22 protein-coding genes are annotated in these 20,687 nt (G+C 45.7%); 17 read left to right on the top strand and 5 right to left on the bottom strand.

Annotation, left to right across the window (positions count from 1 at the left end; translation table 11 throughout):
• The first annotated feature begins 65 nt into the window (after nucleotides 1-65).
• The 15 genes from MKQ68_RS18890 to MKQ68_RS18820 all read left to right on the top strand — a co-directional run bounded on the left by MKQ68_RS18890 (nucleotide 66) and on the right by MKQ68_RS18820 (nucleotide 13,980).
• Nucleotides 66-2,513 (top strand): TraG family conjugative transposon ATPase, encoded by a 2,448-nt coding sequence (locus tag MKQ68_RS18890; RefSeq protein ID WP_264280468.1) that lies wholly within the window; start codon nucleotides 66-68, stop codon nucleotides 2,511-2,513.
• Nucleotides 2,510-3,349 (top strand): hypothetical protein, encoded by an 840-nt coding sequence (locus MKQ68_RS18885; protein ID WP_264280467.1) that lies wholly within the window; start codon nucleotides 2,510-2,512, stop codon nucleotides 3,347-3,349. Before MKQ68_RS18890 ends, MKQ68_RS18885 begins: the two co-directional genes overlap by 4 nt.
• A 37-nt stretch (nucleotides 3,350-3,386) precedes the next feature.
• Nucleotides 3,387-4,061 (top strand): conjugal transfer protein TraI, encoded by a 675-nt coding sequence (locus MKQ68_RS18880; protein ID WP_264280466.1) that lies wholly within the window; start codon nucleotides 3,387-3,389, stop codon nucleotides 4,059-4,061.
• Nucleotides 4,062-4,070: 9 nt separating this feature from the next.
• Nucleotides 4,071-4,475 (top strand): hypothetical protein, encoded by a 405-nt coding sequence (locus MKQ68_RS18875; protein WP_264280465.1) that lies wholly within the window; start codon nucleotides 4,071-4,073, stop codon nucleotides 4,473-4,475.
• An 11-nt stretch (nucleotides 4,476-4,486) separates the two neighbouring features.
• Entirely contained in the window at nucleotides 4,487-5,143 is a 657-nt protein-coding gene (locus MKQ68_RS18870) for a hypothetical protein (protein WP_264280464.1), read from the top strand.
• Nucleotides 5,144-5,159: 16 nt separating this feature from the next.
• Complete coding sequence (locus MKQ68_RS18865; RefSeq protein WP_264283658.1) at nucleotides 5,160-5,789, top strand: TerB family tellurite resistance protein; 630 nt, start codon at nucleotides 5,160-5,162, stop codon at nucleotides 5,787-5,789.
• A gap of 23 nt (nucleotides 5,790-5,812) precedes the next feature.
• The gene (gene traJ, locus MKQ68_RS18860; protein ID WP_264280463.1) at nucleotides 5,813-7,036 is read left to right on the top strand and encodes a conjugative transposon protein TraJ; all 1,224 of its coding nucleotides are present in this window, start codon (nucleotides 5,813-5,815) and stop codon (nucleotides 7,034-7,036) included.
• Between the two features lie 5 nt (nucleotides 7,037-7,041).
• Nucleotides 7,042-7,671, top strand: a complete 630-nt coding sequence (gene traK / locus MKQ68_RS18855) for a conjugative transposon protein TraK (protein WP_244844048.1) — start codon at nucleotides 7,042-7,044, stop codon at nucleotides 7,669-7,671.
• The gene (locus tag MKQ68_RS18850) at nucleotides 7,671-8,135 is read left to right on the top strand and encodes a hypothetical protein (RefSeq protein WP_244844046.1); all 465 of its coding nucleotides are present in this window, start codon (nucleotides 7,671-7,673) and stop codon (nucleotides 8,133-8,135) included. Before traK ends, MKQ68_RS18850 begins: the two co-directional genes overlap by 1 nt.
• 29 nt (nucleotides 8,136-8,164) lie before the next feature.
• On the top strand, nucleotides 8,165-9,436 hold the full coding sequence (gene traM, locus MKQ68_RS18845; protein WP_264280462.1) for a conjugative transposon protein TraM: 1,272 nt from the start codon (nucleotides 8,165-8,167) through the stop codon (nucleotides 9,434-9,436).
• Nucleotides 9,437-9,459: 23 nt separating this feature from the next.
• Nucleotides 9,460-10,311, top strand: a complete 852-nt coding sequence (gene traN / locus MKQ68_RS18840; protein ID WP_264280461.1) for a conjugative transposon protein TraN — start codon at nucleotides 9,460-9,462, stop codon at nucleotides 10,309-10,311.
• Between the two features lie 28 nt (nucleotides 10,312-10,339).
• Nucleotides 10,340-11,080, top strand: a complete 741-nt coding sequence (locus MKQ68_RS18835) for a hypothetical protein (protein ID WP_264280460.1) — start codon at nucleotides 10,340-10,342, stop codon at nucleotides 11,078-11,080.
• Nucleotides 11,081-11,444: 364 nt separating this feature from the next.
• On the top strand, nucleotides 11,445-11,717 hold the full coding sequence (locus MKQ68_RS18830; protein WP_264280459.1) for a MerR family transcriptional regulator: 273 nt from the start codon (nucleotides 11,445-11,447) through the stop codon (nucleotides 11,715-11,717).
• Nucleotides 11,683-12,042, top strand: a complete 360-nt coding sequence (locus MKQ68_RS18825; RefSeq protein ID WP_264280458.1) for a hypothetical protein — start codon at nucleotides 11,683-11,685, stop codon at nucleotides 12,040-12,042. The genes MKQ68_RS18830 and MKQ68_RS18825 overlap by 35 nt, the downstream gene beginning before the upstream one ends.
• Nucleotides 12,043-13,005: 963 nt before the next feature.
• Nucleotides 13,006-13,980: a terpene synthase family protein gene (locus MKQ68_RS18820; protein ID WP_244844032.1), complete on the top strand. Its 975-nt coding sequence runs from the start codon at nucleotides 13,006-13,008 to the stop codon at nucleotides 13,978-13,980.
• A 51-nt stretch (nucleotides 13,981-14,031) separates the two neighbouring features.
• On the opposite strand, the gene MKQ68_RS18815 is transcribed toward MKQ68_RS18820, so the two are convergent.
• From MKQ68_RS18815 to MKQ68_RS18800, 4 genes are all read right to left on the bottom strand, one after another.
• Nucleotides 14,032-15,711 (bottom strand): hybrid sensor histidine kinase/response regulator, encoded by a 1,680-nt coding sequence (locus MKQ68_RS18815; protein ID WP_264280457.1) that lies wholly within the window; start codon nucleotides 15,709-15,711, stop codon nucleotides 14,032-14,034.
• Between the two features lie 1,039 nt (nucleotides 15,712-16,750).
• Nucleotides 16,751-17,725 carry a type II toxin-antitoxin system HipA family toxin gene (locus MKQ68_RS18810; RefSeq protein WP_264280456.1) on the bottom strand — a complete coding sequence of 325 codons (975 nt, stop codon included), beginning with the start codon at nucleotides 17,723-17,725 and terminating at the stop codon, nucleotides 16,751-16,753.
• Nucleotides 17,722-18,039: a HipA N-terminal domain-containing protein gene (locus tag MKQ68_RS18805; RefSeq protein ID WP_264280455.1), complete on the bottom strand. Its 318-nt coding sequence runs from the start codon at nucleotides 18,037-18,039 to the stop codon at nucleotides 17,722-17,724. Before MKQ68_RS18805 ends, MKQ68_RS18810 begins: the two co-directional genes overlap by 4 nt.
• Nucleotides 18,040-18,302: 263 nt before the next feature.
• Complete coding sequence (locus MKQ68_RS18800; RefSeq protein WP_244844027.1) at nucleotides 18,303-18,575, bottom strand: hypothetical protein; 273 nt, start codon at nucleotides 18,573-18,575, stop codon at nucleotides 18,303-18,305.
• Nucleotides 18,576-18,949: 374 nt separating this feature from the next.
• Between MKQ68_RS18800 and MKQ68_RS18795 the strand changes: the two genes are divergently transcribed.
• The gene (locus MKQ68_RS18795) at nucleotides 18,950-19,216 is read left to right on the top strand and encodes a hypothetical protein (protein WP_244844026.1); all 267 of its coding nucleotides are present in this window, start codon (nucleotides 18,950-18,952) and stop codon (nucleotides 19,214-19,216) included.
• Between the two features lie 81 nt (nucleotides 19,217-19,297).
• Nucleotides 19,298-19,855 carry a hypothetical protein gene (locus MKQ68_RS18790; protein ID WP_244844024.1) on the top strand — a complete coding sequence of 186 codons (558 nt, stop codon included), beginning with the start codon at nucleotides 19,298-19,300 and terminating at the stop codon, nucleotides 19,853-19,855.
• A gap of 109 nt (nucleotides 19,856-19,964) precedes the next feature.
• Here MKQ68_RS18790 and MKQ68_RS18785 read toward each other — a convergent pair whose 3' ends face one another.
• A complete protein-coding gene (locus MKQ68_RS18785; protein WP_244844016.1) occupies nucleotides 19,965-20,153 on the bottom strand; it encodes a hypothetical protein in 189 nt (62 codons plus the stop codon).
• Between the last annotated feature and the right edge of the window lie 534 nt (nucleotides 20,154-20,687).

The following is a 20,687-nucleotide window of genomic DNA, read 5'->3' as shown; positions in this document are numbered from 1 at the left end:
GTGACAGGCGGTAAGGGCGGATAGGAAGATAGTGGAGCGATTGATTAGAATAAAAAAGGTGAAGTATGGAAAAGTGGTTGGAAGATATTATTCCATTGATGGACGTGGAGCATGACTGCATCCTGTCAAAGCAGGGTGATGTGACGGTGGGTTTTAAGGCAACGTTACCTGAAATATTTACCCTTTCAGATGAGCAGTACGAAGGTCTCCATGAGGCTTGGGTAAAGGCGGTGAAGGTTTTGCCGAAAATGTGTGTGGTCCATAAGCAGGACTGGTTTCAGAGGGCGAAGTATCAACCGGAAACTTCAAAAGACGGATCCTTTCTGCAGCAGGCTTCGGCCAGGCATTTCGCAGGTCGCAACTACCTTGATCATACCTGCTATATTTTCATTACCAAGAAGCCCCAGGACAGGAAATCAGGGAGCTCAATGTTCAGCAACCTTTTGCGCAGCCACCTGGTTGCTGCGCAAACCATTAAGCCGGATCTGCTGCAGAATTTTTATGATGCCTGCGGTCAGTTTGAACGCATCCTGACTGCGTCAGGATATCTGAAGATGGAGCGTTTGCCTGATGCGTCTTTATCGGGAAATAAGCATGGACGCGGCGTGATTGAGCGCTACATGACGCTTTCTGATCAGGCAGAGCCGCTTATGATACGCGACATTGAGTTCGGTAACCGGATAAAAATAGGACAGCGTTATTGCCAGTTATACACCTTGGGCGACGTTAACGATCTGCCCTCGCTTTGCGGGAGCCGGATTAATTACGAAAAGTATAGCACTGACCGCACTAAGTTCAGCATCGGCTTTGCCAGTCCCCTGGGACATTTGTTTCCCTACGACCACGTTTATAATCAGTACATCTTCGTTGAAGATGCCCAAAAGACCCTTCATAAGCTGGAGCGGAAAAGGCTTCGCTTACAGTCTTTGTCAGCATACAGCCGGGAAAACGCCATTAGTCGGGATGCGACAAACGATTTTCTAAATGAGGCGATCGGCCAGCAGCGCCTGCCGGTAAAAGCACATTTCAATATTCTGGTATGGTCAGAGGACGCGGGGCAGCTTACTGATATCCGCAATCAGGCGGGAACTGCCTTCGCGCAAATGGACGCGGTGGCCAAGGAGGAAACTATCGGTGCGCCACAAATCTTTTGGGCTGGTGTTCCGGGTAATGCGGCGGATTTTCCGATGAACGATACGTTCGACACTTTCTTAGAGCAGGCGACCTGCTTTTTGAACTGCGAAGGTTCGCCCAGGAGTGTTCGCCCGGATCAGGGCATCCGGTTCTGTGACCGCCTATCCTCGCGCCCAGTGTATTTGGACCTATTAGATCAGCCTCGTGCGGAAGGTGTCACTTCGAACATGGGTATGCTGGTCTGCGGGGCTAGCGGAGGCGGCAAAAGCATGACCATTAATCATTTGGCTCATTCCCTGTACGCACAAGGTGCCCACTGTTTCGTCGTGGATATAGGTGGAAGTTATAAAGGCCTCTGCGAACTAGTTGGAGGGTATTATTTCACTTATGAAGAGAAAAATCCCATCAAATTCAACCCCTTCTTTTTGAGCGATGGAGCTGTACTGGATACAGAAAAAAGGGAAAGCCTGAAGTCCTTGCTGGTAGCGCTGTGGAAACAGGAAAACGATAACTATAACAGGAGCGAATACGTTGCTTTATCCAATGCATTGAGCGGTTATTATGAGCAGCTCGATGCCAACCCCGACATTTTTCCATGTTTTAATACTTTTTATGAATACCTGCAGGGGGCTTACACAGAGGTACTCCGGTTCCATAAAGTAAAAGATAAGGATTTCGACCTGGACAACTTCCTGTATGTGTTGAGGCCTTACTACCGGGGTGGAGAGTTCGACTACCTCCTGAACGCGACCGAAAACCTTGACGTGTTAAATCAACCCTTTTGCGTCATAGAAATGGACGCCATTAAGGACCATCCGATATTATTTCCGGTCCTCGCACTGACCATTGTCGAGCAGTTTGTTTCCAAGATGCGCAAGCTAAAAGGCACACGCAAGGTGCTGATTATTGATGAGGCCTGGAAGGCCATTGCCAAAAGCGGGATGGCAGAATTTCTGAAATATGCCTTTAAGACGATCCGCAAATTTAACGGTGTTCCTATTGTTATTACCCAGGAGCTGGATGACCTGGTAGATTCCCCGATCATAAAAGATGCAATCATCAACAACGCGGATATCAAAATCCTTTTTGATATGCGCAAGTTCCTCAACAAGTTCGACAAACTGCAGCAAACGCTGGGCTTATCGGAAAAGGCGAAGACCGTGTTGCTTTCGGTAAACAAAGAAGATCGTGATGTATTCTTCGATTTGGGTGGTCAGCAGCAGATGGTCTACCGGAACGAATTATGCCCGGAAGAGTATTACGCCTACACGACAGAGGGCAGAGAGCGCGTAAGGGTGCTGGAACTCGCTGCAATGCATGGCGGTATGGAACGCGGCATTGCCGCAATGGTGGAGGAAAATAGAGCGAAGCGGGCATGATAGTGGATATTAAATTAAGCCGGGAGAAACGTGAGGAGCAATATGCTGAGCTGCAACAGCGCCTGGTTGAAAGGGGATACGCCGTTTCTGCCACTGTGGTGGGTGACAGGTTCAGGCCTGATCCTGATTTAGCGCCATATATGACCATTGAAACTTGCATGAGATGGGCCGAACATTTTGGTTACACGCTCGACGAAACGATTATTGAATCAGTAACCTCAATCGATAAAAATGGCGAAAAGCACGTTGCTGAGCTGAAGATCGGTTTTGATCAGGCAGGGTATTTCGTTCGGCAGTTGACCATGTGTCATAAGGATGAATACGGAATCGACCGCAGCAGGCTGGAATTTAACTATAGCGGGCGTGGTGAGTTGCCGGAAAAAGCGGTAGTGAATAAAATGAGCGAAGAAATGTACGCTGAAATGCTAGTGCTGCCTGAGCGGTTTAAGCTTGTCTTGAAAGAGATCAATGATGCCGGTTTTGTTGTTCGCCATCTGCAGAATAGGTTCAAGCAAGCCTTTGACGTGGATGAAATTTTTCAGTATCAGAATGCGCACCTTTTTGAAAAAGGGATGGATAATGTATTTCCCATAGTTGTTATTGCGGCATCGAAGTTTCCGGCAACCGACACCCTTAGCTACCAGTTCAGGGTGGATCGCAATCATCAAAACCTGCGCATTGGCGGTATTGATGTAGTGCAATATGAATTAACCAGTAAAATTGAAAGAAGAAAGCAGGTGGGGATTGATGGCCAGGGATTGCCCCAAGCGCCGGACCTGCGATCACTAATGCTCCAGGAGCGGAAAAGCTTACGCGTAAAAGGGCGGAGGCTATAAAAACTAATGAGAATGTGTGACTGAAAAGTTAAGAGCGATGAGACGAATATTATTTATAAGTATGCTGATGATCTGCGTGGGGTTTCCGGCGCAAAAGGCCAATGCCCAGATTGTGATCCTGGACATTATTAAAGCCGGCATCAAAAAGGTGATTAAGGCAGTTGACCTGCAAGTACAGCGGCAGCAGAACAAAGTGATCTGGCTTCAGAACGCACAAAAGGTATTGGAAAACGCCCTGAGCAAGCTTAAGCTCACCGAAATCAGCGAGTGGACGGAAAAGCAGCGTAACCAGTATAAAATATACTTCCAGGAGCTGCATAAAGTCAAATCGCTTATCACTTATTATAAGCGCATTAAAGACATATCGGCGAAAGAGGCCCGGTTGGTCCATGAGTACCAGCGTGCCTGGAGAATGGTGCGAGGTGATAAGCGGTTTACGCCCAGGGAGATTGAATACATGGGTAAGGTTTACCTGGGGATGCTGGATGAAACGGTGAAAAACATAGAGCAGCTGATGGTGGTGGTCAATTCTTTCCGTACGCAGATGACTGATGCGAAGCGCCTGGAGATCATACACGCCGTTAGTGAGCGGGTCGATCAGAATTATAATGATTTACTGGATTTCAATAGAGAAAACGCGCTGCTGTCTTTGCAGCGGGCGAGAGCTGGTGCCGAACAGGAGGAGGTTAAACAGCTATATGGATTAAAATAAAGGAGTGAGATGGATGTTGAAAATTTAGTGGCGAATGCAAAGCTGGTGTTTTGTACGCTGAAAGAGAAGGGCTACAATGGGACAATGATTGTCCATGATCAGTATGGCCAGCCGGCAGATGATAATCTGGAGTTTCTGGCGAGGCAGTGGGGGAAACTCGCTACCGGCGCTGCTATATTTTGTACCACGGTATCCGTGCAAATGCATTGGACGGCGATCAGTTTTGTGCAATGCCGGTTCTTTTTGAACTGGCCTACTGATGGGAGTCTAGCGGGCGGACGCCTGGAAGTAAAGAAAATTGGCCGTATGAGTAACATGGAGTTAGCAGCTGTGGTCCTGGAGTTTACTGGTTTAAAAGATATACCTGCCTGCGAGCAAGCAATCAGTTCGTTGGGGCGAAAAGACAGATTATAACGGGAGGTCGTATGAAAAGATTGATGATGATGGCGGTTTGCTGCCTGGTAGCTACTGCCTGCAGCGGGCAGACCTGGAACGAATGGTTTCGCCAGAAAAACACGCAGAAAAAGTATCTGGCGCAGCAAATCCTGGCGCTGAAGGCCTATAGTGAGGTGATCCAAAAAGGATATGGTATTGCCAGGGAAGGCCTTAACGTGATTGGCAGCATTACAGATGGGGAGTTCAGGTTGCATGACCTGTTTTTTAACTCGCTTAGAAATGTGTCCCCGGTGGTCGGGCGTTACGGCCGGATTGCCGACATTATCGGGTTACAACTGACAACTGTGAGGAAAGCCTCCCGGCAGATAGCAGAAATCCGCAGGGACAAAAAGTTTCGCAGGGCCGAGATCGATTATCTCGGCCGGGTCTTCGCAAAGTTACTCGAAGATTGTTCGGTAACGGTGGATGAACTGATCGAAGTAACAACCTCCGGAGAACTTGAACTTAGTGATGATGCGAGGTTGAAAAGGATTGATGTGCTTTATGAGCGTACCTGTCAGCAACATGCATTCTGCGAAGTATTCGGCCAGGAGGCGATGGTCCTGGCCATTCTTCGGGCCAGAGAGCTGGGCGTTGGAGATGATATGGCTGGCTGGTATGGCGAAGGTGTAGAAAGGTTAAAATAGTAGAGCGGGAGGTGTGATGAAGAAAATGTGTGTGATCCTGGTTGTGTTGGTAGGGCTGCTGCCGGGCTGGGCAAGGGGGCAATCTACCGAAGCTGCACAGTTATTATTAAATGTAGAAAAGCTTAACCAGCTAAAAAATATTCTGACAGACCTGAAAAAAAGTTACACGATTCTCAGTAACGGTTACACGTCGATCAGAAATATTGCAGAAGGTAACTTTTCACTACACAAGGTATTTCTTGATGGATTGATGCAGGTTAGCCCAGCTGTGAAGAAATACCGGAAGGTCGCGGGCATTGTTGAATATCAAATTGCGGTGGTCAAGGAATGCAAGGCCGCTAGCGACCGGTTTAACGGATTGAAAACCTTCCGGGCGGCTGAGTTGGAATATTTATCTGCAGTGTATGGCAACCTGATTAAGCTAAGCCTTGGCAACCTGGATGAGTTGATTCTAGTGGTTACTGCTGGCCAATTGCGCATGAGTGACGATGAGCGGCTGGCGGCGATCGACCGAATTTACGCAGAGATGGAAGATAAGTTGCTTTTTCTGCGAGATTTTAACGGACGTACTGCTTTAATGGGTTTACAGCGGGCTAAAGAAAAAGAAGAATTGAAGGGACTCGGCAATATGCGCGAGGATGATTAGGCGCTGGAGAAATTGGAGGTGTTATGAGGAAGATTGGTGTTGTGTGTTTGATGGCTTTGATGCCAGCAGTGGCCATGGCGCAGGGGGTAGCGGATAAGATACATTCACTACACAGCGTATTGGACACGATTTTAGAAAAAATGGTGCCGCTTTGTGAGGAATTGGTTGACGTGGCAAAGGGTGTGGCGGCGTTTGGAGCGCTTTTTTATATTGCTTACCGGGTTTGGCGGCACTATGCCAACGCGGAGCCGATCGATTTTTATCCGCTTTTTCGTCCGTTTGTGCTTGGGTTTGCCGTCATCAACTTTACCCTGCTCTTAGCACTTTTAAATGGTCTGCTGGATCCGCTGGTAGAGGGTACTGCTAAAATGGTAGGCGATTCGGATAAAGCAGTTAAGGTGCTGCTTAAGCAAAAGGAAATCGCGGTGATGAACAGTTCGGCCTGGCAAATGTATGTAGGAGCGAATAAGGACGGAGATAAGGAGAAGTGGTTGCGCTATACCAAAGGGATACAGGACGGAGAGCCTACTCCCGGGGAAGGTCCTTTTGAATTTATCGGTAGTGAGATCAAATTCGCCATGGCAAAAGCTTCCTACAATTTCCGCAATACGGTGAAAGAATGGTTGAGTGAGATCTTGCAGGTTTTGTTTCAGGCCGCATCGTTGTGCATCAATACAATAAGGATCTTCCAACTGGTGGTATTGAGCATCATTGGCCCCATTGTGTTTGGCCTTGCCGTTTTTGACGGCTTTCAGAACTCGCTTACCGCCTGGCTGGCGAGGTATATCAATGTCTTTTTATGGCTACCGGTGTGCAACATCTTCGGCGCGATCCTTGGAAAAATTCAAGAAGAGATGTTACGGTTAGATCTGGATAAGATCAAGGCCAGCGGAGATACCGTATTCAGTGCGCAGGATACCGGATACCTGGTGTTTATGCTGATCGGTATTGCCGGTTACTTCACTGTGCCCTCCATTGCCAGCTTCATTGTTAACTCGGGCGGTGGCGGAGGCCTGTTGCAAAAGGTTACCAGCATGAGCAGCTCAGCTGCCGGGACAGCAGTTTCTGCCGGGCGGGGTGCAATGGGCAGAGCAGGCGAAAGTCTTAGCAATATCGCCGATGCCCGCCAGCATTTCAATGAAGGATTATCTGGTCAGGCTTCGGGCAAAGGGACTACCGGCGCAGTAGGACGTGCAATTGGCAATACTGGCTATATGCACGATAAGTTATCAGGGGGAACAAAATAGGAGGAATGATGAACGGGATTTTTAGTAGAGCAAAGAGCGTTGATGTAGCGTTCAGGCAGGTGAAGCATTTTGCATTGATCGTTGTACTTGCCAGCTTGTTTTTATGCGGATTTATTGTCGTGCGTACACAGACGCGTATTACCGAGGCTGAAAATAAGGTGCTGGTGTTACTCAACGGGAAAGTGGTAGAGGCGGTACCTTCTACCAGGGAGGAAAACAAGCCGGTAGAGGCCAGGGATCATGTGGCCACCTTTCACGAATATTTTTTTACGTTATCGCCGGATGACCGGCTGATCCAGGAAAACATAAACCGCGCTTTGTACCTGGCGGATAGGTCCGCAAAGGATCAATACGATAACCTGGTGGAGCGTAATTATTTCAGCAACGTTATCAGCGGAAATGTAAGTCAGCGGATCCGCATAGACAGTGTGGTGCTGGATATGGAGCGTTACCCCTATTATTTCAGGTGCATGGCCCGGCAAGAAATCACGCGGGTAACTGCTGTGGTGGAGCGGAGCCTGATAACAGAAGGATATCTAAGGAGCGTTCCGCGTAGTGAACAAAATTCTCACGGTCTTTTGATCGAGCGATGGAAAATCTTAGAGAATAATGACATCACTGTAAAGCCCAGGTAATGATGAAACGAGGGAGGAAAAGCAATGTCGGCGATGCCGGCAGCTGGATGTCTAAGGCAATAGGAGGTTATGTCTCAGGCGTGCAGCGGTTTACGATGGAAAAGTTGCAACGCGCATTTGAGCGCTTATCTCCCGGCAAAAGAAAACTATGCATTGCGATGTTCTTTCTTGTACTGGGAGGTTGGAGTCTGATGCTGGTGATACGGCCCGGTTATCTCAGCAGCGGCCGTGAGCAGATCAGAAAGGTGTTTCGGACATCTCCTGTAATTTCTGTTCAGGAAAATTATACGCCCATCAGCGCAGAAACTTTTAGCCGGATCAGGTCGATGCGTTTGTACCTGGACCGCCTGGAGGGGACTGAAGCGGGCAGGAAAAAGCTGGATAGCATAGTGAAAGCGCGGCCAGGGTTAAGAGATAGCCTTTTAATGGTAGAGAAATTATATGACGGGATCTTTCCCGATTGAAGTAAGTGTTTATTTAATGATTAGGTGTGATGGGAAATGTGAAACACTCAGAAAAATTCCTGCGAGAACGCAGGTTGATGACGGCTTTGCCTGTACTGGTATTGCCATTTATAACCCTACTGTTTTGGGTCTTGGGCGGAGGGCGCGCGGGTACAGTGGCTTTGGCTTCCGGTAACGAAAAAGGGCTGAACATACTGTTGCCCTCGGCAGCCAACAAAAGCGATCCGGTGATGGATAAGATGGCCTTATATGATCGGGCCGATAAAGATTCCATGCAGATGAGGGGAAGGCTGGAGCAAGACCCTTATTACCGTGAGATAGCCAGTTCTTCGGGTTATTTACCCGGCGAAAGCTTTCAACCTTCCTTGGAAGGACGTTCTGTGTATAACGTACCATCCTATAATGATCCTGCGGAAGCGAAAGTATATGATAGGTTAAATGCGCTTAATAAGGCCTTAAACCAGCCGCAGGCTGAACCCTTGGTAAATAAACCTGATCGCGGAATTATGTCTGAAACTGGGATGGGCGCTGATTTGAGCCGGTTAGAAGGGCTTATGAAAACAATGCAACAGCCCGCAGAAGAGGATTCCGAAACCCGCGAACTAAAAGAACTGATGGAACGGATCGTGGACATCCAGCATCCTGAGCGGGTTCGTGAGCGTCTAAAGAAAAATTCAGCGCAGCGGCGCGGGGAAGTATTTGCGGTCAGTGCGGAGCCGGCAGGTTCGCAGACCTCTCTGCTGGACTCGATGAGTGATGAAAATCGGCGCTCCCGGCAACCCGGCTTTTTCGGCCTGGAACGATGGAACGCTCCTGCAACACAAAATGCGATTACCGCTGTCGTGCATGAAACACAGACGGTAACTGAAGGGGCAATCATCAAGCTTCGGTTGACAGGGGATATTTATGTCGGTGGATACCTGGTGCCACGTGGGCATTTTGTCTATGGCGTCTGCGGTTTGCAGGGTGACCGGCTCACTCTAAGTATTGATCAGATCCGGGTAGACCAGTCGTTGTTTCCCGTGAAGATGACCATTTACGATCTGGATGGACTGGAGGGTATCCATATTCCCGGCGCCATCAGCAGGACTGTCGCCAAAGAGAGCGGAGACAGAACCTTACAGGGGGTGGAATTTGGTTCGCTTGACCCATCCTTGGGCGCTCAGGCAATCAATGCCGGTGTACAGGCTACTAAGAGCTTCCTGGGCCGGAAAGTAAAAATGGTCAATGTCACCGTTAAAGCCGGCTATCAAATCCTGCTTAAAGATGATAATAGGCGTGAGATAGAGAATTTGAATTAATTATTAAACTAGAAAATGTGTGTATGAAAGTGTGTGTAAAAAGGTGGCGATCTGTTCTCGCGATGATGATCGTAATGGTAACAACTGCAAAGGCGCAGCAACCTAAAATTAGTCAGCAGATTGATCCGGTAGTCATCGGGGTTTCTGATCATATGACGACAAATCTGATCTTCCCTTCACAGATCAAAAGTATAGATCGTGGCCGGCGCGACCTGCTGGTACAAAAAGCAATAGACGTCGATAACGTATTACAGGTTAAACTTCAGTCCGGAGATTTTAAGGAGACTAATCTGACGGTCATTACCAATGATGCGCGCCTGTATTCTTTCCGGGTGCGATATGAGCCTAATCCTGCAATGCTAAATATGATATTGGGTAGTAATAACGCTGGCATGGAGGTTCCTGTGCTGTTTTCTGCCAGCGCGGGTCCGGCGGCCAGCCTGGAGAATGTGGCCGCCAGGGCGGCTTCTGCCGGTTCTTTTTTGCGACATCCTAAAGATGTCCGTTACCAGATGGGTATTCGGCTTAAAGGTATCTATATCCATGATGATCATCTGTTTTTTAAACTACAGCTTTCGAATACAAGTGCGCTCGACTATGATGTTGATCAGTTCCGCTTCTTTATCCGTGATGCGAAGCAATCTAAAAGAACCTCATCGCAGGAATTGGAGTTAAAACCTGATGTCGTGCATGGACCCATAAAAGATATACCTGGTCGGGCTACGCAGGTGTGCGTGTTCGGTATACCTCGTTTTTCCATTCCGGATCAAAAACAGTTGATCGTTCAGCTGATGGAAAAAGAAGGAGGAAGGCATTTGCAACTTTGGATTAGAAATAAGCATTTGCTAAAGGTGAAAGAAATGAATATCCGTTAGGATTATTGGTAATGAAAATCTGAATATCATGAGTGTTAGAAATGTGGAATACCTGGGAAGCCAGTTAAAGGAATTGGGATATAGTGATAGGCTGATCGCCGAACTGCCGGCTAGAATGGAGCCGGATCATAAAGTAATTATGTTGAACGAAAGTCGTAAATACGAATTTGGGACGTTGTATTTCAGCCCTGTCCTTAACCGGGCCAAGGATGATGCCTTTTACTTTTTAAATGAGCATCAGGTAATGTTTATCCCTGTAAATACCTCGGAGATCATAAAGTTCAAGGCGTACGTAAACCCATCACATAATTTCACCCTGGACCAACTGGCTAAGATGGCGCGCGGAGGGTCGGTAGAGTCTGAGCAAGCAGATAAAGATAGGAATGTGTATATAGCCTGGTCGGGATTTGATCGTGAGGAACTGGATCACTTAGGTTTCTCGCGCGTGAAAAGTCATACTTATGATATCCATGAAGCGGTGAGTAAGTTCCGCCTGCCGGAGGCAGAGGACCCGGCAAAACTAACCTCCTTTATCCAAACATTAAAGCAGGGTGATTTCGCAAAGACCTCTATAGACGGTCAGGATTTGTTTGTTGCTCCCTCGCTAAAGTTTCAGACGCTCAATTTTTACGATGAAAACATGGAGCCGCTCAGTTTTAAGCGACGCCTGGAACTGATGACGTCGGAGGCAAAAGCAGAAATAAAGGAACGCATTAAAGAAAACAGGGAAGAACGGACCAGGCAAAAGAATGGTAAGTCGATTCGCTAGCGGAAAATAGATAACAGGAGGTAATATGATAGGAAGTTGCAAATGTCTGGATGATTTTTTTGTAGCAACGGCAACTGATCCCCGCATTAGTATAACCCACATCGGGGTTTTTGCCGCCCTATTTAGGTTTTGGCAGATGCATGAATGTATAAATCCGATGTCAGCATACAGCTACGAAATTATGGCGCTGGCAAAGATTTCCGCTGCCAATACGTATCATAAATGTGTCCGGGATTTAAGCAGTTACGGTTATATCATTTACCAACCAAGTTTTAAAAAGAACCAGGCCAGTAAGATATTTTTCCGGATCAGTTGAGCGTAAGTTGAGTTAAGGTAGGTGAGAGAAATAGTGTGGGAGGTTGTTATGGAGATGAGCACGGAGGCGTTGACCAGGAGAGATCTTGTGCAATTCAAGGTTGAATTGCTGCAGGAAATGGAGTTATTGATCGGGCGCATAGTCGGCAAGGCAAGCTCAGTGAGTGGCGCAAAAACAATACGGAGCCGGGAGGTACGCGCCTTGCTCGATATTTCGGCAAGTACGCTGCAGTCCTACAGGATACACGGCATCCTGAAGGCAAAAAAGATCAAAGGCACGTATTACTATGATCCTGCGGATATTAAAAAATTTAAACCCTAATGGAAGTAGTATGGAGCGTTGTGAAAAAATAGGTAATTTTTTAGGTAAGCTGGCGAAAGATCAGCGAATTGGAGTTTATCACCTAGTGATGATGCTGGCAATATTGAACAAGTGGCAATACCGCGGCACTGCCGGCGTATTGATGATGTCGCGCCGGACGTTGATGCAGGTGACTAAAATCAGAAGTATTGCCACGTATCATAAATACCTGAAAGAGCTTCAGGAATTTGGCTACGTCGAATATTTTGCTTCTTATCATCCCAGGTTGGGTTCTGGTTTTTTTATCAATTTTGAAGTGAATAAGGATATGGTAACGGAGGTGTGATGAGAGTTGGAGTGGTAGTTATTGGTTTTATAACCGTATTGTTTTTAGGATGTAAACAGGACTTTGATGGGACGGCGGAGAATCAAACTGGCGCGTTCAATATGATAAGGCCCGTAAAACCTAAGGTTTTCGGCACATTAAGTCGCTGTATCGGGTCCTGGGAGGATCTGATGGCCGTATCGGCAGGTGTGTACCAATTTAAGGTAGTTAAGGTGATACTCGCAGACGGCACCAGCATTATACCTGATTCAGGTAGCATGGAGGTCAGATATGCGGCGATACCTGGCGAATTAGGAAATTCAATATTTACTTCCCGTCTGCTGGTCCGAAGGCTCGAGGGAAGCATTTGGCGGACGTATACGGCCGAGGTCTGGTCACTGGGATGTAAGTCGCCTGGCGCTGGCGGGACATCTACTAATTTGATCCTGAATGGTGTGATGATGGAAATCAATACCAGTTTTAGCTGGGTTGTTTCGGCGCTGGGACCGTCAGCACCTCATATCCAATATTTGGTAGTTGAACAGTGAAGGTTTAAGCGCTGTTTATTGATGGCCTGGCATTGCCGGGCCATTTTCATTTATATCAACTTGTAGTAGAACTAAAAAAATGCTTTCAGGAGCCAACTGCGATAATCGCTCAGAAGTTTTTAGATTAATCATTTGCCTTATATCTACTCGATTCATAATAAGGCTTGTCCTTATTTGTTGCTTTTTAAAAGCCTTTACAGTAGCCGGTATGCTTGATCTTGGAGGTGTTACTTTTTTTAATAATCCAGGCGCAGCGAAGAAATATGCACTGTTTAAACGTAAATTTCCAGTACAGCTTTTTCAGTGGGCTGTTGTCGTGAAACTGTATTCCATATCCCTAATTATTAGTGCTAATGCGGGAGCTGTAGAGCTGTGAATATTTCAATTACCTGTAATTGTCGAGCAATCTCTATTCTATAATCTAAAAAAGTATCACATGATTTCGTCTTTTGACCCACTCGAGCAGGTGCGTTATGACTTGCCTGCGCGTAGAAACCCGAATGCAGCTCAAATCGACGCTGCTATGCCTCAAATGATTCGCAGTTTGTATCCGTTTTTGCCGGAGGCTGCTGTCGAAAAATATGAGCGAACGCACATCGGATATTGTGCGGGTTGCCTGTTTCCCAGCGGTGATCCGGTTCACCTTGAGGCTATTTGTACTGTATTTACATGGGCATTTGCCATTGACGACAAGTTTGAGCGAAGTAACCCGGAGACCATCTTTAACATTCGCGATACGGCCATCCCTATTCTTTTGGGAAAAATTCCCGGAGTAGACCATCCGTTATTTAGCGTACTGCCAGTAATGCGTGAACGCCTGCTCGTGATCGCAGGACAGCAGTGGCTTGAAGAACGTTTTTGTAAGAACCTGAGTTTATATTTCTCCGGGCTTGCAGATGAGACTTACTACCGCAATAATAGAATCTATCCGACTTTCGAGCGGTATATGGATGTGCGCATGCGGTCTGTCAATGTTGACATCATGAGCAATTTGGCAGAAGCGATAACAGCCAGACTGCTACCTAACTTTCTTACTGGCCATGAGGTCATAAAAGAAATTGAGCTTCTGGTGTGCAGGGTTTTAATATTTTGCAATGATATGTTCTCGGTAGCGGAAGAAAGAGAATGCGGGGATGTGCTAAATTCAATCCTGATCATTGAGCATTTTGAGGGCTGTAGTGCCCAGCAGGCCAGTGAGCGGGTGCTGAACATGCATGATAAGGATGTAGAAAGGTTAATTGAATTGAGTAATAACCTTCCTGACTTCCAGGGATATAACCCGGTCGTACAAAATTACGTTGAAAATCTGGTGTCAATGATTCCCGGCTATCTTGATTGGACCTTGTACTTTACCGACCGGTATACGGCTGGAGGCCATGCTGCTACGTCGATGCAGGAAGCCGTACATTAAAATATGGGCGGATGTGGTATCCCGCATCCGCCTATCAGATAGTTGATTGTATTAAATTAGTTGCCCGATCAGCTCGGCCAATGCACGCGGCTCTGAAGGTTTGAGCTGTACAGCGGAAGCGCCGGCGTCGATTAAGGCCTGTTGGTCTGCGTTGTCACCGGTGTAGATGATTACAGGAATTGATTTTAGTCGCGGGTTGGATTTTATCGATTTTAGGATTTTTATGCCACTTACATCCTGTAAGTGCCTGTCTAATAGGATTGCATCCGGTAAACTCACCTGATCCTGCAGCATGTCAAAAAGCTGCGCTCCTTCGCTTGCAGTGGATACTGTACATCCATACGCTTCCAGGGCATTCGAAGCGTATCTCACCATGGCTGGCGAATCATCCACTACAACCACATGAACATTACTGAGATCTACTTTGAATAATGATGCAGTTTTCAACGGAAGCACAACGACGAAACTTGTTTTCCGGTTCTGGCTGATTGCTGTTATTGTACCATTTAACCTCGCTACTTGCTCTTGGACAATATATAGGCCAAGGCCGCTTCCTTCCACATTTTTGTTTTTGGCGGTGAAAAACCGGTCAAATAACTTCGCGAGTACCTCTTTTGGAATATCCGGGCAGCTATTGGTAACTGTTATGCGGAAAGATTCATTTTTCTCCAATGTAACAGCAATGCTGATCTGAGTATTCTGATCGGCATATTTAATTGCATTAACGATAAGGTTCGCGAGGATTTTATTCAGCCCGTCCTTGTTTAGTATGATCTCATTAGGAAAGTCCTCGGCGATAGAGAGGGAGAGGGAAAGCTGATTTCGTTCGGCTTTGAGTCGATGGATAGCGATCATGCGTCCGATTGCCAGCTTGATGTTTACTTTGTCCGCCTGTAATGTGCGTCGATCACCTGCTTCCATCTCTCCGATACTAAGTGCATTATTGGATATCTCAGCCATCGTGTCTGTGGATATCTGTAATTCCTCCACCAATGGCAAAAGTTGACTTAGCGATGGATTCTTACGGATTTCTCTTTGAAGTTTATCAACAATTAGCGTTTGAGAGTTAAGGTTATTGCGAAGTTCATGGCTAAATTGATGTACGTATGCATTTAACCTGTTCATCAGCTTACGATATTGCAGTAAAAGTCCCACAAAAACTAGTACGTTGAAAAACATAAAGGCCGGATCTGCCACCGAACGAATGAGTTGTTGCTGCTCTTGTGGCATATTGAGTGTAGGAATGATCTGCGGTATCAGATCGGCTTGAAGTAAGAAATAGGTGGAGAGTGTTATCGCTGCGCCAATAGCCTGCATCCTGGATGTCGAGTAAACCAGAAAACACATGCCAAACATAAACGCAATGATGAGGGAAATATCGATAAGTGAACCAAGTATTTCATGGAAGTATAGCGCTCCAAGGCAATGTATCACCAAAACGCCAATGCTCGCGGCATTGTAAAATCTAAACCTGTTCAGTATAATGACTAGTGTAAAAGCGAAGGTTTCAGCCCATGCACCAGTAAGTATCTCCTTAAGGCCATTGCTGAAATAAAACATCGTTCCAATAACCGCTGCCAGAAAGGCTGTAATCATCGAAAGGGCATTGACGATCCTTACTTTTCTTGCGCGCTCCGAAGGCAGGGTGTCCGTCCCGGCGTTGATTATATTTCGTAAGATATTGATACGATTGTAGGTTGGCAGATCGGCTGGCCGGCTAAAAATCTTCATAACAGTTGTAAGATTATTTGGAGGTTGTCTTTGGTCGTTGGGTCACGGGTTCTATAAGCGAAAATAGAATAATATTTGAGGGTGATAAGTTAAAGAATTGTGAAAGGGCAGTAATAGTGGCTGCGTGAATGGTTGTGCCATTAGACGCTTATGTATGATGCTGTTAAGCATCTAATGCGATTAGTGGATATATACAGGGCACACGAAGTGCCCCGTTACCTATACGAAAACTATTGCGGAAGCTTAATCATGTTAGCTTCCCTTACCTCGAAATCTCTACTGACGTGATGCCAGCGCTACGAAAGAGCCAGCCAGGCCGCGCCCGCCTACACTGCTTGCAGTGTAACGGCTTCCGGGTACCAAACCGAAAGCTGTATTTCTTAAACATATGTTTTAGCATTAATTGTTGCTCTATAGCCCTCTTTACAATCAGGGGCGATCACCAGTATGGTCTTCCAGCTATTCCTGAAGCGGATCATCAAATCACTCGGGTCGTATCGATCAGCTATGAGGTAGTCGTCGGCTAAGCTGCAGTCAAATGTGTTGAAATATTGAAATGAGCTAAATAGAGCATGCAATGTTAATAAAATATGGGATTTCCCTCCAAAAGTCGATACCCTGGTTAACAGCCCGTTAACATAGCTAACTATACAGATTGATATATCTTCGCTGCCTAACCTGTAACAGCCTGCACTGATGACAACAGCCAAAATCGTTTCTATGATTAAGCGTGTGCTATTTACCATCCTTCTACTGGTGACGCTCGGATGCAAAAAGGAAACCGAACCGGCTTACCACGGTACGGTGATTGGGCCGTATACGAAAGATGCCTGTACGCCGCGTCCTTGGGTGGTAGCATATCAATCCGATACAATTTTACTCACTAATCTTCCAGACCAGTTTAAGTCAGCAGGACGACGTTATTGTTCCGACGCGGTGACAGGGTTCGGTTCACCGTATGCACTAATCACGATACTAACCGGCCGCGCGCATATAAAATTTCAGTTGCCAGTAGACTGTATTTCACCGCGCATCCGGCCTATATATTGTGTAATTCCTTTTTAAGCTCATCTTGTCTATTGAGGAAAAGGTCCAGGTATTTATTCTTTAATTCTTTGCTCAAGAAAGATTTACGCACAAGCATCTCTACAGCTTCATCTTGACTCGTCATGGATTCGATAATCATTTTTGCGCGATTTTCTAAGATTCCAAGCTTTTTTGCAAGAATAATAAAGTCCAAAGGTCGATGTCTGCTGGATGGTCGGGAAGCTTTTTCGACCTCATTATATAATCTGATAGGCTTATCGTCGACATCTGCGGTGTTAAGTTCAGAGCATCGCAGGCTATAGGCTGGTGAAAGCTTATAATCTCCATACGCAGTTCGCATTATAGAAAAACTACTTAGGCCAGCGTTATTATTTGAAAATAGGTGGTTGAATATGACCCGTTGAAAAAAAGATTGGAGTGCCGGTTTGTACGCCGCCACGTATTTCTTGATCAGTAAACCTATATCTTCATAGCTTACCGTATTGGGATCGAGCAATCCATTGCTTACCTGTAGCAGCGACTCCTGCAGATGTCCATTGCCGTCAGCTTCTACATCGAACCGCCTGATTAACAACGCCGGTGAATGATTCGCAAAGTATAACATTGCGATATGCGCAGTTTCAATGTCGAAAACCCGTGCGAGCTGCATTGTGAGATGTTCGTTGTATAAAAGGTCGTAATTTTGCGGCTGTGAGACTGGAGGGAGTTTCATTATAAAAAGCCCTTTCACGTTTTCTCTGGTTAATGCCAGTTCGTCATCCTCCAGCATTAATGAGTATTTAGGCCGCTTGCCGGGCATTGCTACGCGTATTTGCTGGCGGTGAAACCATTTTATTTCTTCTACAGTTGGGGGATTGAAAAATAGTATGGGAGGAACTTTTACGCCGTCAAAAAGTTCCCGTCGGCAAATCGAGCAATAGTGAAATCTTTTTTGCGGCTTGTAACAGCCGGGACAGGCTTCTATCATAATTTCAAGGTTATTGCGCCGATTGTATCAAGGCTGGCTGTGTAAGCGAGTAGGGAAAAATCATCATGGGGATCCAAGTTATGGGCCTGGACCTGCATTTGTCGAATTTCCCCCTCTGTAAGAAGCCCTGCAAAAAAAGGGAATAGGGTTGATGCCCTGTGCTCAATCTTATTTTTCGGAAGACTGGTACTAATAGATGGTAGTGAATTGTCTTCCACGTAATCCGAGTTGTATCGAAAAAGTGAATGACCATCTTTGAGCATTTTTAAGGTGCCGGCAAAGTGTCGGTTGTAATATACCCGTGCTTCTCTCATAAGCATGTATGTTTGCACAATTAGTTTGATTGGTCTGCTTGCCCATTGGAGTCGGCCGTTATATCGACCATAAAGAACGTCTAATATTAGTGTGAATACGAAGGTAAATCGTTATTTAGGGAGAGGTTCTTGCAAAAGCGGAGGGTTTAAACAATATTGAGTCTGAAAGTCTCAGATTTGGAGAAAGATTCTGAGTGGGATTGAGTGATAGGGTAATGCTTGGTATAGAGGTACGGGGTCACACGAAGGCAGACCCATGGCGACTACTGAAGCTCGACTCTCTTCACTGAACGCAATGCTAGTTCGAGCAGGATACGAGGCTCAACATTCAGCAGGGCTGCTAGTTTCACCAAATCTCCTGCGGTTAGCAATTCTGGATTTAACGTTTTTCGCCTTAAGGTAGATCCATTTACTTTCATGTCAACTGCGACATTGGATACCTTAAGAATTTCAAACATCTGGCTGAAATGCTCAAACTCTTGCCGCTCCTTACTGAGCAGTAGGGATCTTACGCGCTGGTAGTTTACTTCCTTCATTTTCGTGTTTCGTTAGCTAAATCTAAAATTATAACCCATTAATGAGGCTAAAATATATCTATATGGTAATTAATTATTAATTTGAGTTGAAAATTATCGTTTTTATATTTTAATTAATGTGTTAACACTTAAATTTCATGTTATGAATGAAAATAGGGAGAAATCGTTGCTGTTTCTGCCGCCATTATACAGTTGTATATACAGCCTACCTGTACAGTTCCGTGAACGGGTTATTGAAGATCTCGCAATCTGTAATTCTACGTACTATATACGGAAAGATAAGGATGACTTCTCAAAAGCAGAGCACGAGCGCATCCTGAAAATTACCGATCACCTAATTATACAACTCGTCGAATCCAAAAACATCGCAAAACATGTTACAGATCAAAAGTTTAGATCTTCAATTTTCAGACCCGCATTTTAGCGCATTGTGGTTCCAACTGCTGAATAAACTGAAGGAAGCAAGTTCGCCGGAAGCTGCCATTACATTAACCATTCAGGATAGTCCGGGTGCATATAAGAGGATTTTTAGTGGTCTTGACGGACTTAATGAATTGCCCACAGATAAACAGTCTTACTATATTGAACTAGTGGCTTGCGATGATCAGACTAAAATCACGCTCACCTCAGATGTGATTTGATAGGCGCGGTGGATGGATATATGTATTCGCTGCCCAGTAAAATGCCAACAAGTTTAGTGTTTTTGACAAAATCGTGGAGTCATGAAGCTAGAGGAAATTGCCATAGGCAGCGTGTATGAACTTAGGGGCAATGTGTTTAGAGTCACTGAAGAGAGTCTTTTAGTTTTGCCGTATATCTATCTGGATTTCCAGCCAATTGAGATTACCGCAGATCGCTTAGCAAAAATGGGTTTCGCAATGGACGATTATGGTAAATTCTACCGGAATTTTCCAACCAGGCGCAGAATTTATCTGGCGCAGACCAACCAAGGAAGCTGGAGTATTTATTTTGATACTGATAAAAGGCCTGTAAGTTATTTGTTTTTCGTTCATCAACTATGGCAGCTTTGCTTTGTTATGTTTGAAGAGCATGTTTATGAACCTACGACAGAGCCTTGCCACCAGGTTATGCCTGGATTGTTAAGCGTTCGGTCGTATTATTTAACCGAAGATGGCCGTTTGCTTGTGGGTACAAATCCTCCGGCGGTATGGATTATTGATTCAAAGGGGGTGCGGGACCTTTTATCATATTGGCATGAGTTGGGGGATTACCCCGCTGATAGGAAATGCAGGGCGAGAGGAAAATTCTCGAGCTTATAAATGGCTTCAGGATTTTGTAACTCGGGGAGCGGTGAAGAACAAGATGCTACCTTAAATAATAATGGACAGCTTGAAAATGAATGGGACGTATCTACTAGAAAGGGTTATTTCAAAATTCGGCTTTGTTCAGCTGTGCCTGTGCTTTTATTTTCATTCTAATTTCGTTTGTAGTAAGCCCTTCGGAGGCTTTATACCGTTTACAAAGTTTATTGTGATGCTCGTGGAAGTCCATAAGATATTCTCCGGCACCGTATTCGATCGCGATCGTATCAGCTGACCGCTCATAATATGTCACCATTTCCTCAGTACGTTTGAAGTACCACTGCAGGCGCTCTCACGCGGTCATTGACCTGTCGAAAACAATATGTCCAAGTTCATGGGATACCAGGCTTCGAAAAGCAGGTTCAGGAAGGGCCGACTTCCCGATACGTATGACATGGACGAAAATCAAATCCAGGGTTACCATGTAGTCTTCAGGGCGATCGTTGAAATATACGAGCGGGCGACGTCTATTGAGTTGGGGGAAATGAATTGAAATCATCTCCAGCACGATGGATTTGGCTTGCCAATGTAAGAATTTTTGTGTTTACCCATTATTATGAAGTTACCAAAAACTAGGGCTTTGCGCATGATAGTAGTTTTGAGTTAGGATTTTTTCGGTATTTCGTCTATTCTCCGTTTGCTCATATCTCTTGCTCATAAGTCGAATTGCTGTTCATCAATCAATTATTCAGGAATCGCCTTGTCTAAATAATTTTATTGATTCAATGTCAAATCATCATATTGTACTTTTTGCTTAATTTAGTCACGATGAAGCTTTAATTTAACAAAT

This window comes from Chitinophaga horti (genome assembly GCF_022867795.2).
GTDB classification, from domain to species: domain Bacteria; phylum Bacteroidota; class Bacteroidia; order Chitinophagales; family Chitinophagaceae; genus Chitinophaga; species Chitinophaga horti.
The sequence above is the reverse complement of the archived record's forward strand: the minus strand, read 5'-3'. Positions and strand labels throughout refer to the sequence as shown.